Below are 13,098 nucleotides of genomic sequence, written 5' to 3'. Positions count from 1 at the left end.
AAAGTATATCTTTTCTTCATCCAAGCTAAATCCGGCAGCTCCAGCGATCACTCCATTCTCCTTTATAAGGTGTGTAACCATAACACGCTCCTTGACTTCAATACCTCTCTCTTTGATCGGTCTGAGAAAAGGTTTGTGGCAAAGCGATGAATCAAAGAATCCCCATTTTTTGAGTTCTTCAGCCCTATCTTTTGAGTACATTGCGACCTGCCTTGTATATGCTCGGTTGTTTGAGCCCAATGCTGAGCGTGTAACGGCATCCACGTACTCATCCAGTGTGTAAGGACTTGTTTTCTCATCGAAAACAAAAAATCCCTTCGCAAACGGTGTCTGTCCAGAACACCCCAGACGCCCTTTGGAAACCATCAGAACCTTCGCACCTGCGTCGTGAGCCTTTACAGCAGCGAACAACCCTGCCATACCGCCACCAATTACCAAGACGTCGGTTGTGACGAACTCCTCTGTGAACTTATCTTCATCAATATCCGACTCGTTTTCAATGAACGGCTCGCGGCTAAACCACCTGAATGCATAACCCATTGCAGCTATACCAGCAGTGGCTCCAGCTATGGTAAGGAACTGTCTTCTACTGATTTTGAATCTCGAATCCTCCACTTATCTCCCCTCCTAATATCAGAAATGTATGTCCTGACAATCGTCACATACCCTCCAGCCATCAAAACCAGGTATAAAGCTTTCATCACTAAGTTCGAATGCCTTCCCAGAAGTAAAACGTGGTATCCCAATATAGTTAGAGAAACAATGGCCAGAACACCGTGAAACGTCCTCCACTTAATGTAATTTTTGAAAACTTTTCTCCGATATGCAGAAGTTACTGCCATTGTCAAGATAGCAGCCCACCCACAAATTCCCAACAAAACAGCTGGATTGTTGTAGGTAGAGATAATCTCCCAAAAAGCTGTTATTGGCTTAACTCCCCCTTCAAATTGTCTCGGCAAAACTACCAAGAATGGATGGATCAGCAGAATACTAACTGAAAGGTAACCGATTAACTTATGCACTCTCACGATATCACTCATTCTGCCTTTTCCATCTATAAACCTGAACCCTCTTGTAAGGTAGAACTGGTTGATCATTAGGATGAATGATATGATTGTCAGCAACGAAATGGTCTCTTTCAAAGCATTTCGCCTCGGAAAATCTCCCAGCAAGTAGATCATCAGAGCAACAAAAACAAATAGAAATCTTCTCCATAGGAAACCGTATTTTTCCACAAGCTTTTTCATAGACCTCATTTCCACATCATCCCCACGAAACGATTACCGGGAGTGATTTTTCGGGAGTGATTGTTATTGCATCGACCGGACAGTACAGCCTGCACAGGTGGCAAATTTGACAGTCCTCTGGATACTTTACGATGGCTTTTCCGCTTTTTGGATCAAGCCGGAAGACATCTGTGGGACAGACTTTCACACAAGTGCCGCATCCGATGCAACCGTTTATTTGCTCCACAACCACCCTCCTCTCACCTCCGCGGTGCAAATTTTGAGGATTTGGTTTATAAGTAGGAAGAAATGAAAATGTGCATCTTTGATCCATTTTGTTTATAAACACCTGTCCAAAATTAACAGCATGCCACCACCCAAGCCATTGCCGCCAACAGAGTTTATCGCTTTTGAAGCCCTTTACTTTTCGGTAATCTTCTTGCTCTGTTTCATCCTCTATTACAAACTGAGAGAGGTTTACAAGATCACTGACTACAAAGGATTCTATTTTTTTTCAAACACCTTCCTCTTTCTCGGTGTCGCATACTTTCTCAGGTCTGTGACCTTCCTACTGTTTACTTCAGGAGTTTTGTTGGATGAATTAAGCTTTGAGGGAGTTAGAGGATTAATGCTGTTCAGCGTTGCCTTTCTCGCTTATTCGGGATCCGTAGCTATCCTCTACAACATCTACAGCCTGCTGTGGAGGTGGCTGGAGAAGATTCCGAGTGAGGCTCTAATCCACATCATTGCAGTGCTTATAGCCCTAATATCTATAATCGCAAGGTCACCACTCGCATTCGTAACATCTCAGCTTATCCTTACCCTCTTTTTGCTGATGGCAATATTCATCAACTACAGACATTACAAGTTCGACGGGAAGGTGAAGAGAGCCTACCCGCTCTACATCCTTCTGTTCGTCTTCTGGCTGCTCAATCTTTCATTAGCATTGCTCCTCCTCCCTATTGAATGGAGGTTCACAATCTACGGACTCTCCGTGGCAGTACTTCTCGTAATTGCGTACAGAGTTCTTAAAAAGCTCTGAGGTGGTAAAATGACGCGGAGAGACAGACTTGAGATCATCCACGACATCCTCTCAATAATAAGGAAGCATGGAAATTCGATTCTGCCCACTCCACTCCTGCGGTACTCCAATCTATCAACGCAGAACTTCAACCGGTACATGAGCGAGTTAATTGAGAAGGGGCTTGTGAGAGAAATTCAGGATGAAAATGGAAGGAGATACTACACTCTCACCGACAAGGGCTTCAAATTCCTTGAGAAGTACCAAAAAATAAGGGAGTTTATTGAGGAGTTCGGGCTTTGAGAAGTTTTAAACTGACCTTACGAGTCTAACGAAGTTACAGATTCTCACAACATCGCCCTGCGGGCCGCGTCCATATAGGTAATCTTCTGGATCTCCTGTTTTTGGGTCTGATCTCTGAGCGCCTGCCCCATGGACGTTGAAGAGCTTGTAATCACCACTGGGTGTCTGCATCCATCCAAGGGCTTTTCCAAAGGCTATATAGACTGCATTCTCCCCGCCATGCATGGAGGCGTGGGTTGTGCTCGTCCAGTAGTACGGATAGTCAACCTCTCCACCTTCGTTGATTATCGGTGTGATGTTGAATATCGGGTCTATTGCGGGCCCCCTCTTTGATGGGTCTACAGCATCGGGAGCGCGGGTGTAGTCCACTATCGACTGAAGCTCCTTCGCGTTTGGCAGTCTCCAGTCGCTGTAGCCGAGGTAGTTCTGCTCATTCATTTTCTGAACGTATGCCAAAGCTTCCTCCCACGTCATGCAGTAGCCGCTGTCGTCCTTGGCCCACATGAGGCCTGTAGCTCTGTCAGTTATTGTGCCGTCGCCGTTGTCAACGAAGTCGTTCTTCCCGTAGTCTGGGTTGCCCCTCACAAACAGGACGTAGAACTTTTTGGTTGCGGGATAGCCCTTAATCCTGCCGTCCGCAAAGTTAACGCCGAAAACGGCCTCCTGGCCGTTCATTACCCTGCCCACGTACTTCGTCGAGGAAAGGAACTGGGCATCTATTATCCTCTCTCCAGCGTTGATATCCCCGTAGGCGAACTCAAAGTAATCCGTGTTTATGAACGGCACGAACTTCTCTCCGCTCCCCTCGCTGTACCCGCTCGGATCAATGCCGCTGAACTGGATGAGGGAGTAGAGCTCTTTTATCGAGGGCAGGCGCCAGTCATCGTAGCCGAGATACTTTTCTTCGTTCAGCTTCTTCACGAAAGCAAGGGCTTCCTCGTATGTCATCTTGTCGTCGTAGTTAATTATACCATCTCCGTTCCAGTCCGGAGTTTTGGTCCACATCAGCCCTGTGTTGAGGTCAGTAACTGTTCCATCACTGTTATCGACGTAACTTGGCTGATATCCTCGATACTGCGCGTCCTGGCCGTAGAAGGGCTCCCCCGGATTGGGACAGGAAATCTCTCCGAAGTTGTCGTAGCACTTCTCCTGAGCGGTATCGACTATCCTGTAAGGTATTTTTATGGACTCAGGCTCACTCTCCGTGTCACTACCATGGTTTTCGATGTTTGCTTCTTTATTCTCCAACGTTATTTCTTTAGAGGTGTTTTCGATTTTTACTAAGTGGTAGCCTATCACTCCTGCAAGCACCAACAACGCAATTGCAAAGACCATTTTCCTCATTTCAGGTAGTTGAATCTTTGAGATATGTAAGCGAAGAGAAAAAGAAGTGTACATTTAAAATCTATCATTGGTGTTATGGGGATACTTGTAGTTTTTTGCAGGAATTCTGTCGTGCTCTCCTTTCTGCTTTTGTAAGTTTAAGATGTCTTTAAAGTTTGGCTGATTGCCGAGAGATAGTATCTAAATCGATCAGTAGGATGAAGAGTCCAAGTGCTAGTAGCATCCTTGGTGCGCTCCAAAAAATTGAAAATCTTTTAATAGTATAAAATGTCAAATCATAGCATGCCAACTGACTCTGCCTTGCAGGCTTTGGCTATACTGAGGGACGCGGGACAGTTCAAGTGGTACGTCATAACTCTGCTTCTGGTTGTGATTTATGTCTATGCGGTAGAGCTGGAAAAGAAGAACTACAGAGCTGTCCTCGCAGGCCTCGCCTTCTGGGGAATGGACTGGTTTAACGAGATATGGAATGCCTTGGTTTTCCACTTCACGAACTACGCTGCGGTGTGGATGGCTCTTGGAAGTACTGCCTACCTCATCCTGATTGGCTTAAACATCGAGATTTCGATGATGTTCGCAATCATGGGCGTTGCTGCGACCAAACTTCTTCCGGAAGACAAAAACGCCAGAGTCCTTGGAATCCCTAACAGGCTTTTCTACGCTATTGTGCTTTCTGCAGCCTGCGTGTTTGTTGAAGTTATTCTTAATGCTGCTGGAGTTCTCGTCTGGGAGTATCCCTGGTGGAACGCCGGAATGCCCATTCTTATTTTCCTGATCGGTTACCTCCCGTTCTTCCTTGTGGCTTACTGGGTTTACGACATGGATTCGACGAGAAAACAGGCCATGACGGCTAGTGCAATACTGTCTTTCGATGCCGCACTGCTTGTAATCTTTGGCGGGATTCTCGGATGGATTTAATTATTAAGCCATCCTACATTTTTTGAAGCATGAAGGTAAAAGAGGTCATATTTGCTGGCAGATCGAATGTGGGGAAGTCAACTTTATTCTCATCTCTGCTAAAAGTTGAAGTGAGAAGGGGAAAGAAGCCCGGAACAACGATCAAACCCAACTCTTTCCAGTTTGGGAAGGTGATTTTCACCGATCTGCCGGGATTCGGTTACGTAAGCGGTTATAAGAGGAGTTTCAGTGAGAAAGTTAAGGACTTTGTTGTGGAGTACATTGAAACAAATGCCAGAAGAATAGTTGCCTCTGTGGAGGTAATCGACGCAAGCTCCTTCCTTGAAATCGCCGAGAGGTGGGAGAAGAGAGGTTACATCCCGGTCGAGATAGAGATGTTTGAGTTTCTTAACGAAGTCACTCCGAAAGTTTTCCTTGCAGCCAACAAGATGGATAAGGTTGATGATCCCTCAGTCCTCAATCAAATCGCCGAGAAACTCGGAATGCAGCCGCCTTGGGAGAACTGGAAGCACGTCATTTATCCGGTCTGTGCTAAAAAAGGCGAGGTTTCAACCCTCAAACGGGATTTGAAGCAGTATCTTCTATCTCTCAACCTTAAAGATGCGGCCAAAGCGTTCCGATAGTGTCAGAGGGGAGGAGGCAAGAGTTACAATGGCAAGAGTCAGCATCATGTTCTGGTAGCTCAGAAATCCTGCCATGTAGCCAGCTAAAGTCGTTCCCACAAAAATCCCTGCATTGAGAACGGTGTTGGCCACACCCATCGCATAGCCCCTGTTTTCGTAGTCTGACGCAGCAGCGAAAACTGCTGTGTTGACAATCCCGTTTCCAGCACCGCAGAGCAGAGAGGCGAGGAAAATGAAGGGCAAATCTGGCTTTGTAGCTGAAAAAAGCCCGATTGCGGTGACAGCCATCCCGAAGACCGCAACCAAACCTCTTCCGGCCATATCTGCCAGTATTCCTGCGGGTATTCGTATTAAGGCGGAGAAGAAGAAAAGCACAGCCACAAGTATTCCAGCCTGCTGTGGTGAGAGTCCCATATCCGGAGCGTAGTATGGAATTGCGAAAAGAGCGAGAGAGGAAGATGTCGCCGTTCCTACAAACATGACGGCATAAAATGAAGCCAACTCTTTCGGAAAGATGAGCTTGGGTCTTGCCATATCTTTGGGTTTGCAACTATCTCTAACTCCGACAAGCAGAGAAAGAGCCAGTAGTGAGAAGAGCAGGGCCAAAATGAATGCAGATTTCATTCCATGCAAATCCGAAACGAGTCCTCCTGCAAGTGGCCCGGCAAAGAAGCCAAGCATGAGTGCGGTCTGCAACCTTCCTATGGCCTCACCTCTTCTCTTCTCTTCCGAGATGTCCGCTACCAGAGCGTTCAATGACGGGACGTAGAGAGCGCTTCCCAAGCCGTGAAGAGTTCTCGAAAAAACGAGGAGCAAAGCGGTGTTGGATTGCAGATACAGGAATGAAGCAAAAACGCTCGTTAAAGCCCCACCAACCAAAAAACGCCTTCTCCCATACAGTTCACTGAGGAAGCCAAAGGGGGTCATGGCTAAAGCTGGAACGAGAGCAAAAACTCCTGCTGCGATTGCCGACAAAAGAACAGAAGCTCCGAGGGATGATGCGTAAGAGGGGATTATAGGAATAACGCAGCTAAGTGCGGCGTATGCGAAGAATCCAGAAAGTATAAGTCTTAGCATTACACCAAGTCTTTCTGTATGTATTTAAAGTTAGGGCTTTGTAGTTAATTGTAGAAAATTATAAATATTTTGCCACCAAATATTTTTGATGAGTTCAATTCTTGCAGTTGATGTTGGAACGACCTCCATCAAGGCTGGCGTAATTAATACCAAAAATTTCGAAGCAGAGCTTACTGAGTCAACAAAGGCTGTTGTGGAGTATCCCAAAAAGCACTGGGCCGAGAAGAATCCCGACAAGCTTTGGAACAGCATTGTTGAGGTTTGCAGACCTCTAGCGGAAAAGGTGAATCCTGACGCCATCGTTTTCGGAGCGCACATGGCTGGTGTTGTTCCGGTTGATGAAGAAGGCAACGCGCTGAGGAACATAATAACGTGGCTTGATGAAAGGGCCGCAGGTCTGCCAGAGGACATATGGAAGGGGCTGGTTAAGATTCAGGGGTACTCTCTGACAAAGCTCATAAAGTTCCTTCGCCTTACAGGTGGAGCGCCATCAAGGACAGGGAAGGATCCAATCTCCAAAATTGTCTGGATAAGGGAGAACGAGCCTGACGTTTTCAACAAAACCTACAAGATGCTTGATGTAAGGGGTTACATCGTCACGAGGGCAACCGGAAGCTTTGTAACGTCTCCTGATGAAGCCCATTTGACCTGGCTTGCAGACACTCGCGGCGGGAAGGCGAGATGGTCGGAAAGCATTCTGAAAGATTACGATTTGCCGATATCGCTTTTCGCTGAGATAAAGAACTCCACAGAAATTGCAGGTTACCTACGCCCGGAGGTGAGGAAAGAACTTGGAGTTAGCGGAGAAGTTCCGGTAATGGTCGGCTCAGGAGATATCGCTGCAGCAGCCATCGGTTCTGGTGCTGCTAAGGATAACGAGTGTCACATTTATGTTGGAACGAGCGATTGGGTTGCCGCGCATATTCCAAGCAGAAAGACGGACATCTTCCACTTCATAGGGAGCCTTCTGAGCGCTATCCCGGAGAAGTACCTCCTCATTGCAGAGCAGGAAGTTGCGGCAGGAGCTTTGGAGTGGGCGATGAGGCTGGTGGGCATAGAGGGAGATTATGATCTGGTAAAGGAGCTTGTTGAGAAATCACCGCCTGGAAAGCTGATCTTCATGCCGTGGTTCTATGGTGAGAGGGCTCCGATTGACGATCCTTACGTCAGAGGCGGTCTGGTGAACGTTGGGCTTGACAGCGGTAGAGAGGAGGTGCTGAGGGCAATGATGGAAGGAGTTGCGCTAAACATCAAGTGGGTCTTTGGTTATGTCGAAAAGATGACCGCTCCGCAAGAGATGGTCAGTATAGTTGGAGGCGGAGCGCTTTTTGACATCTGGTGCCAGATCATAGCCAACGCCGTCAAAAGACCGCTGAAAAGGATAAAGCATCCTGAGCAGACCGGTTTGAGAGGTTTGGCGACAATGGCTGCTGTAGGGCTGGGAGAGGAGAGCTTTGAGAGCGCGGCAGCGAAGTTCGAGGTTGACAGAATATTCAAGCCAGTCGAGGAGGAGGCAAGAGTTTACGACAGGCTTTTCGAGTACTACAAGGAGCTGTACAGCAGGCTGAAAAAGGTTTACAGAAAGCTGAACTCAGCGGAATATTAGCTCGTTGATGACATACCTGAACACACTTTCGACGACTTCTGGCGGCATTGAGTGGATAAGCTCTGAAATCAGCTCGGAATCCTCGGGAAGTCCATCCTCTCCGAACTTGAGCTCTGAAAGGTCAAAGGCTGAAACGTCCGGATAGCTTCCCACGGTTTTGGGCAGCACTTCCTCCATATCTTTGATAAACTCATCAACCACCTCCGCATGGGCAGGGATAACTGAGAAGTGCAGGCTGCGCGGAAAGCCCAGTGCCTTAGAACCCGGCTGTGACTGTACATACCACCCTTTTTCAGCCATAAGCGTGCTCACCTTGAAGAGATTGTGTTTGTCTGAGCTGAAGGCCATAACCGCCCCCTCTGGCTTCCCTATTAAATCCAAGCTCAGCTCTCTAAGACCTTCAATCAACCTTTTCTTGGCGTAGAGCGTTTTCTCTGCAAGTCTGAGGTAGCCATCAAATCCAAGGTAGTTCATCACTGCCCATGTTGCAGCGAGTGTTCCAGCGGAGCGGGTTGAGAGTACGGCAGTATTAACGAGCGGATAACCCGGCCACGAGGCCATGACGAAAATCTGCCCTTCTCTCAGCTTTGCATTTCTGTAGAGAACCACGGAAGCACCTCTTGGAGACAGGCCGTACTTGTGGAAGTCAGCAGAGATGGAATGAACGCCCTCAACGCTGAAGTCAAAATCGGGAATTTTCTCTCCAAGCTCCCTGAAGAAGGGGAGGTGAAATCCACCGAGACAGGCATCGACGTGCAGCCAGACTTTTTGGTCATTGGCAACATCAGCAAGACTGCTAACGTCATCCACAACGCCAAAAGGATAGTTTGGTGCCGAGCCAACGATCATCGCAGTTTTCTCATTAACAAGCTCCTTTACGCTTTCAACATCAGCCCTCAGCTCATCATCGAGTTTTGCTCTTAAACACCTCATTCCCAAGTATTCTGCACTTTTCCAGAAAGCAGGATGGGCAGTTGCTGGTAAAACAACCTCAGGAACCACGTCTTTCCCCTTCTCCTTCCTGAACTTCTCCCTTGCAGCCTTCATGGCGAGCATTATGCTTTCTGTCCCTCCGTAGGTGAAGTTTCCCACAGTCTCTTCATCCCCGTGCAGTAGTGATGCCGTCATTCGCACAACTTCTTTCTCCATTCTCAGGAGGCTTGGGAAGCACGTGAAGTCGAGCATTGTCTTGTCCATGTACATAAGGTATGCCTTTCTTGCGAGTTCCACAACATCCTTCAGCCCGGCGTAGTAGATGTGCCCCCACATTCTCTTGCTGTGGGGGTCAAAGTCATTCTTCGCGAGATCATTGAGCTTTCTTATAACTTCTTCCGCATCGTTTCCTTCAGGAAAGTTCATGATTTAAGTTGAGTTGAATTCAAAAAATTTTACCTCAAAGCTTTTATTATGCTCACTCTTATTTAAATCAATGCCCACCGAAACGGAATCCATTGCCTTCGCACTGATAGCTTTTGGAGTCTACTGGGGAGTTGTTGAATGGCTTAGAAGAAGGGGCACTCTTGAGAGGCTTAACATAACTGCCTACGGCCCAATTTTGATGATCAGAACTAAGAAGGGGCTTGAGTTACTCGAAAAGCTTTCAAGGCCAAAAAGACTCTGGAGGCTTTTCGCTGACCTCGGCCTGCCGGCTGTTTTTGCCGGAATGGTTTTCATGTTCTCCTTAATTCTGATTGCCGATTACGTCATGCTCACCACTCCTCCTGAGCCATCGGAACTGACAAGCCCGAGAGCTGCTCTGCTTTTGCCCGGCGTTAACCCCTTCATCCCAATTGTCTGGGGGACGATAGGGCTTGTTGTCACTCTCATCGTCCACGAGTTCAGCCATGCTATCCTTTGCAGGGTTGAGGGTGTTACTGTAAAATCTTTGGGGATTATTCTCGCTTTTATCCCCATAGGCGGGTTTGCAGAACCTGAAGAGAGCGAAATAATGGACAAGGAGAGGACAAAAAGCTCTGCTAGAATCAGAATTTTCTCTGCTGGAGTTGTGAGCAACTTCGTTGTTGCATTTATTGCGTTTGCCCTCTTCTTCTCAATGGTCCCGTCAGTCCAGCCAGCACTAGTCGCTATAAACGACAGTGGGGTTGTGCAGGGGAGAATTGTTGAGGTTAACGGTGTTAAGGTTGCGGACATCGAAGATGTGAAGGCTGTTTTGCAGAACGCGGAGATTGCGGAAATAACTATTGAGAAAGACGGGGAACTGGAGAAGCTTAGCGTTCCGGCGGTGATGGGCGTAAAGGTGATAGGCCTATACTCTGAAAATGGCGAGAAATTCCCTGCGGAGCTTGCAGGGATGAAAGCGGGTATGCTGATAGTCAGGATAGACGATACGCCAATTACCGGTTACAGTGATTTTCAGAAGAAGATGCAGGAAACTAAACCTGACCAGAGAGTTAGTGTAGTTGTTTACGACAACGGAACCTTCAGAACTTTCAACGTGACGCTTGCGGGAAAAGGTGAGAAAGGATTTCTGGGGGTTTATGTCAGCACCTTTGACTCTATCGACGGTGTAAATGTCTTCTACTCCAAACCATTGCTCGACGAGTTAAAATCTGTGCCTGAGCTTGTCAAGTCCGTTGGAGGGTGGCTTTATCTCATCGCGATGCCTTTCAGATTTCAGGGCTTTACAGGGGCTTTTGAATCTCTCTTCATCGCCCCTCAGTGGGTTTTCTGGGCTCTCAACACGCTTTACTGGGTGGGGTGGATAAACTTCTACGTTGGACTCTTCAACTGTCTTCCGGCAATTCCACTTGATGGGGGGAGAGTTTTCCACGAAGTTTTCGCAAAACTGCTTGCGAGAAAGTATGGCGAGAGGGCTGAGGAAATTTCCATGAAAGTTGTCAAGTTCTTCGCGTTTATCGTCTTCTTTTCCATCCTTATGTCGATAACAATTCCCAACATCGAGGGGCTGATATGAAGTGCAAGAAGTGTGGAAGAAAAGCTGTTGTGAATTTAAAAGCCTACGGCATCTCTTTGTGTGAGAAATGCTATCCGGAGTTCTACAAAAACCTCGTCAAAAGGAGCATAAAGAGGTTCGGGATTCTCAATCAGGATGAGAGGGTGCTTGTGGCTGTTTCGGGTGGAAAAGACAGCTCCGCAATGGCTGCTGTGCTTAAAGAGCTTGGATATGATATTGAGCTGCTTTACATCGATTTGGGGATTGGTGAGTACTCGAAAGTCTCGGAGAAAGTTGTGAAGGATCTTTCGGAAAATCTCGATGCAAAGCTCAACGTTGTGAGGTTGAGAGACTACGGGTTTACAGTTGACGATGTTGCGAGGAGAATGAGGAGAAAAACCTGCTCTGCCTGTGGTACGGCGAAGAGGTACATCATGAATAGATTTGCGAGGGAGAATGGCTTCGAAGTCGTCGCTACTGGCCACACTGCTGAAGACATCGTTTCTTTCTACATCAAGAATGTTGCTGGAGGGGCAAAGGTTTGGGCGGAAAAGCTAATGCCGAGAAACGAGCCGTTTGATGAGAAGATTGTTGCGAGGGCAAAACCGCTCTTTGAGATGAGTGAGAAGGAGAACATGCTTTACGTTCTTATTGAGAACATCCCTTACACTCCGATGGAATGCCCCCACGCCCCCAAACCTGAGTGGAAGGAGATTGTTTATGAAATAGAGAGAAGAAAGCCGGGCTTCGTTAAGAACTTCGTTAGGGGGCTTGTGAGACCTGCAGAGGAGTTTGAGGAGACTAGATACTGCAAAATTTGCGGAGAGGTTGCGAGCGGGGAGATTTGTGCATTCTGCAGGTTGAAGGAAAAGCTCACAAGGTGATCACCTCTTGCAAATTTTAACGAAGTTTCTGTACAGCTCCACACCGTACTGGGAGTGATAAACCTCAGGGTGCCACTGCACGCCGTAAAGGGGCCTTTCTTTGTGTCTCATTGCCTCAATCTTGCAGATGTCTGACTCTGCGAGAACCTTGAAGTCTTCGGGAAGCTTTTTCACCTCGTCCATGTGGCTTGCCCACACCGTTATCTCCTTTGGAATTCCCTCAAAAAGCTCGTCGTCCTCGATAATTCTTACCTTGACCTCTGAGTAGCCGCCCATTGCCCCCTTCCCGACTTCACCGCCAAATACCTTCGCCATAAGCTGGTGTCCGAGGCAAATTCCTATCATCGGAATGTCAAGCTCCTTCAAATATAGCTCGCAGTTTCCAGTTTTGTCGAGAGATGGACCTCCGCCAATGACAAGTCCGTCCAAATCCCTGAGATCCTCGACTGGAGTTGTGTTCTCGATGAGCTTCGTTTCGACTCCCAAGTCCCTTAAGGTTCTGTGAATGAGGTGGTTGTACTGGCCGTAGTTGTAGACCACGTAAATTTTCATGGTTTCAGGTTGGTGAAGGAAAAATTAACTTTGTGCCCACTGGCACTGGTTGTTGATACATCCACAAAACATGCCGTATTTCTTAGCATCAAAGCACTCCTTCCACTCACAGGTTGTTACAATGTCCTCCTTAACTCCTGCACACACCTGTCCAGAGCAGCCGGCAACCTTGCAATCACTGTCAGTTCTACATTCCGCGTAAGTTGACCACCCGCAGAACTCTCCCTCTAAGGATTTGATTTCCTTAACCTCTCCGTTGAAGTCAGTGAACGTAACTTTGAAATCCTCCTCCTTAACACCTCTAATCTCAACAGTGCTCATGCAGTTGCACTTGCAGATTTCTCTATCGCTGTCTTTCTCGATTATCTTGTACTCATTTCCGGATTTCTCGACAACAATCTCATCGCTGCAGCAGTTCCTCATAATGTGTACTGTCAGAACGCCATCCGACAGCTCATAGCCTTCTACACCGTAAGGCACCTTCTGTGCTCCACAACCAGTAACGGAGTAGTTCAGCTCCTTCTCCTTCTTTCCCCAGTCGCTCTGAATGCACAAAGGCAGGGCTAATGCAAGCATTAACAGCAGAATGTACCGTTTCATGCTCAGAATACACGAAAAACATTATAAAAC

General features: G+C 47.4%; 15 protein-coding genes. 7 read left to right on the top strand and 8 right to left on the bottom strand.

Annotated elements, in window-relative coordinates; genetic code table 11:
- The 3 genes from H0Z19_RS06665 to H0Z19_RS06655 form a co-directional block, all read right to left on the bottom strand.
- On the bottom strand, nucleotides 1-615 hold a 615-nt coding region (locus H0Z19_RS06665), incomplete at its 3' end, for an FAD-binding protein (protein ID WP_290725063.1).
- The gene (locus tag H0Z19_RS06660) at nucleotides 567-1,247 is read right to left on the bottom strand and encodes a ferric reductase-like transmembrane domain-containing protein (protein ID WP_290725060.1); all 681 of its coding nucleotides are present in this window, start codon (nucleotides 1,245-1,247) and stop codon (nucleotides 567-569) included. The genes H0Z19_RS06665 and H0Z19_RS06660, both read right to left, overlap by 49 nt.
- Nucleotides 1,248-1,263: 16 nt before the next feature.
- The gene (locus tag H0Z19_RS06655) at nucleotides 1,264-1,479 is read right to left on the bottom strand and encodes a 4Fe-4S binding protein (protein ID WP_290725058.1); all 216 of its coding nucleotides are present in this window, start codon (nucleotides 1,477-1,479) and stop codon (nucleotides 1,264-1,266) included.
- Nucleotides 1,480-1,593: 114 nt separating this feature from the next.
- Here H0Z19_RS06655 and H0Z19_RS06650 point away from each other — a divergent pair, with 114 nt between their 5' ends.
- Both H0Z19_RS06650 and H0Z19_RS06645 read left to right on the top strand, forming a co-directional pair.
- Nucleotides 1,594-2,268, top strand: coding sequence for a hypothetical protein (locus tag H0Z19_RS06650; protein WP_290725056.1), 675 nt, complete (start codon nucleotides 1,594-1,596; stop codon nucleotides 2,266-2,268).
- A 9-nt stretch (nucleotides 2,269-2,277) separates the two neighbouring features.
- A complete protein-coding gene (locus tag H0Z19_RS06645; RefSeq protein ID WP_290725054.1) occupies nucleotides 2,278-2,550 on the top strand; it encodes an archaellum operon transcriptional activator EarA family protein in 273 nt (90 codons plus the stop codon).
- Between the two features lie 6 nt (nucleotides 2,551-2,556).
- Here the strand turns inward: H0Z19_RS06645 and H0Z19_RS06640 are convergent, their stop codons facing one another.
- A complete protein-coding gene (locus H0Z19_RS06640; protein WP_290725052.1) occupies nucleotides 2,557-3,894 on the bottom strand; it encodes a DUF1566 domain-containing protein in 1,338 nt (445 codons plus the stop codon).
- A 282-nt stretch (nucleotides 3,895-4,176) separates the two neighbouring features.
- Between H0Z19_RS06640 and H0Z19_RS06635 the strand changes: the two genes are divergently transcribed.
- Together H0Z19_RS06635 and engB are read left to right on the top strand one after the other, a co-directional pair.
- Nucleotides 4,177-4,812, top strand: coding sequence for a hypothetical protein (locus H0Z19_RS06635; RefSeq protein WP_290725051.1), 636 nt, complete (start codon nucleotides 4,177-4,179; stop codon nucleotides 4,810-4,812).
- A gap of 29 nt (nucleotides 4,813-4,841) precedes the next feature.
- Complete coding sequence (engB, locus tag H0Z19_RS06630; protein ID WP_290725049.1) at nucleotides 4,842-5,435, top strand: GTP-binding protein EngB; 594 nt, start codon at nucleotides 4,842-4,844, stop codon at nucleotides 5,433-5,435.
- Here the strand turns inward: engB and H0Z19_RS06625 are convergent.
- Complete coding sequence (locus H0Z19_RS06625) at nucleotides 5,394-6,512, bottom strand: MFS transporter (protein ID WP_290725047.1); 1,119 nt, start codon at nucleotides 6,510-6,512, stop codon at nucleotides 5,394-5,396. The two genes, engB and H0Z19_RS06625, sit on opposite strands and share 42 nt — an antisense overlap.
- An 88-nt stretch (nucleotides 6,513-6,600) precedes the next feature.
- On the opposite strand from H0Z19_RS06625, the gene H0Z19_RS06620 reads away from it, so the two are divergent.
- Nucleotides 6,601-8,118, top strand: coding sequence for an FGGY-family carbohydrate kinase (locus tag H0Z19_RS06620; protein ID WP_290725045.1), 1,518 nt, complete (start codon nucleotides 6,601-6,603; stop codon nucleotides 8,116-8,118).
- On the opposite strand, the gene H0Z19_RS06615 is transcribed toward H0Z19_RS06620, so the two are convergent.
- On the bottom strand, nucleotides 8,104-9,477 hold the full coding sequence (locus H0Z19_RS06615; RefSeq protein WP_290725043.1) for an aspartate aminotransferase family protein: 1,374 nt from the start codon (nucleotides 9,475-9,477) through the stop codon (nucleotides 8,104-8,106). The genes H0Z19_RS06620 and H0Z19_RS06615 overlap by 15 nt on opposite strands.
- Before the next feature lie 70 nt (nucleotides 9,478-9,547).
- Between H0Z19_RS06615 and H0Z19_RS06610 the strand changes: the two genes are divergently transcribed.
- Nucleotides 9,548-11,053, top strand: a complete 1,506-nt coding sequence (locus H0Z19_RS06610) for a site-2 protease family protein (protein ID WP_290725041.1) — start codon at nucleotides 9,548-9,550, stop codon at nucleotides 11,051-11,053.
- On the top strand, nucleotides 11,050-11,916 hold the full coding sequence (locus tag H0Z19_RS06605; RefSeq protein WP_290725039.1) for an ATP-binding protein: 867 nt from the start codon (nucleotides 11,050-11,052) through the stop codon (nucleotides 11,914-11,916). Before H0Z19_RS06610 ends, H0Z19_RS06605 begins: the two co-directional genes overlap by 4 nt.
- Here H0Z19_RS06605 and H0Z19_RS06600 read toward each other — a convergent pair whose 3' ends face one another.
- Both H0Z19_RS06600 and H0Z19_RS06595 read right to left on the bottom strand, forming a co-directional pair.
- Nucleotides 11,917-12,468 carry a GMP synthase subunit A gene (locus H0Z19_RS06600; protein ID WP_290725037.1) on the bottom strand — a complete coding sequence of 184 codons (552 nt, stop codon included), beginning with the start codon at nucleotides 12,466-12,468 and terminating at the stop codon, nucleotides 11,917-11,919.
- Between the two features lie 24 nt (nucleotides 12,469-12,492).
- Nucleotides 12,493-13,068 carry an eight-cysteine-cluster domain-containing protein gene (locus tag H0Z19_RS06595; protein ID WP_290725035.1) on the bottom strand — a complete coding sequence of 192 codons (576 nt, stop codon included), beginning with the start codon at nucleotides 13,066-13,068 and terminating at the stop codon, nucleotides 12,493-12,495.
- Nucleotides 13,069-13,098 lie beyond the last annotated feature (30 nt).

The sequence above is a fragment of the Archaeoglobus sp. genome, from assembly GCF_017656475.1.
GTDB lineage: Archaea > Halobacteriota > Archaeoglobi > Archaeoglobales > Archaeoglobaceae > Archaeoglobus.
Note: the sequence above shows the minus strand (reverse complement) of the source record. Positions and strands in the feature narration are given on the sequence as shown.

Bases quoted from the DNA above. Each gene is read 5' to 3' on its own strand.
- H0Z19_RS06640 (WP_290725052.1), bottom strand. From the start codon at position 3,894: ATGAGGAAAATGGTCTTTGCAATTGCGTTGTTGGTGCTTGCAGGAGTG.
- H0Z19_RS06605 (WP_290725039.1), top strand. From the start codon at position 11,050: ATGAAGTGCAAGAAGTGTGGAAGAAAAGCTGTTGTGAATTTAAAAGCC.
- H0Z19_RS06600 (WP_290725037.1), bottom strand. From the start codon at position 12,468: ATGAAAATTTACGTGGTCTACAACTACGGCCAGTACAACCACCTCATT.
- H0Z19_RS06615 (WP_290725043.1), bottom strand. From the start codon at position 9,477: ATGAACTTTCCTGAAGGAAACGATGCGGAAGAAGTTATAAGAAAGCTC.
- H0Z19_RS06620 (WP_290725045.1), top strand. From the start codon at position 6,601: ATGAGTTCAATTCTTGCAGTTGATGTTGGAACGACCTCCATCAAGGCT.
- engB (WP_290725049.1), top strand. From the start codon at position 4,842: ATGAAGGTAAAAGAGGTCATATTTGCTGGCAGATCGAATGTGGGGAAG.
- H0Z19_RS06650 (WP_290725056.1), top strand. From the start codon at position 1,594: ATGCCACCACCCAAGCCATTGCCGCCAACAGAGTTTATCGCTTTTGAA.
- H0Z19_RS06610 (WP_290725041.1), top strand. From the start codon at position 9,548: ATGCCCACCGAAACGGAATCCATTGCCTTCGCACTGATAGCTTTTGGA.
- H0Z19_RS06645 (WP_290725054.1), top strand. From the start codon at position 2,278: ATGACGCGGAGAGACAGACTTGAGATCATCCACGACATCCTCTCAATA.
- H0Z19_RS06660 (WP_290725060.1), bottom strand. From the start codon at position 1,247: ATGAAAAAGCTTGTGGAAAAATACGGTTTCCTATGGAGAAGATTTCTA.
- H0Z19_RS06595 (WP_290725035.1), bottom strand. From the start codon at position 13,068: ATGAAACGGTACATTCTGCTGTTAATGCTTGCATTAGCCCTGCCTTTG.
- H0Z19_RS06625 (WP_290725047.1), bottom strand. From the start codon at position 6,512: ATGCTAAGACTTATACTTTCTGGATTCTTCGCATACGCCGCACTTAGC.
- H0Z19_RS06635 (WP_290725051.1), top strand. From the start codon at position 4,177: ATGCCAACTGACTCTGCCTTGCAGGCTTTGGCTATACTGAGGGACGCG.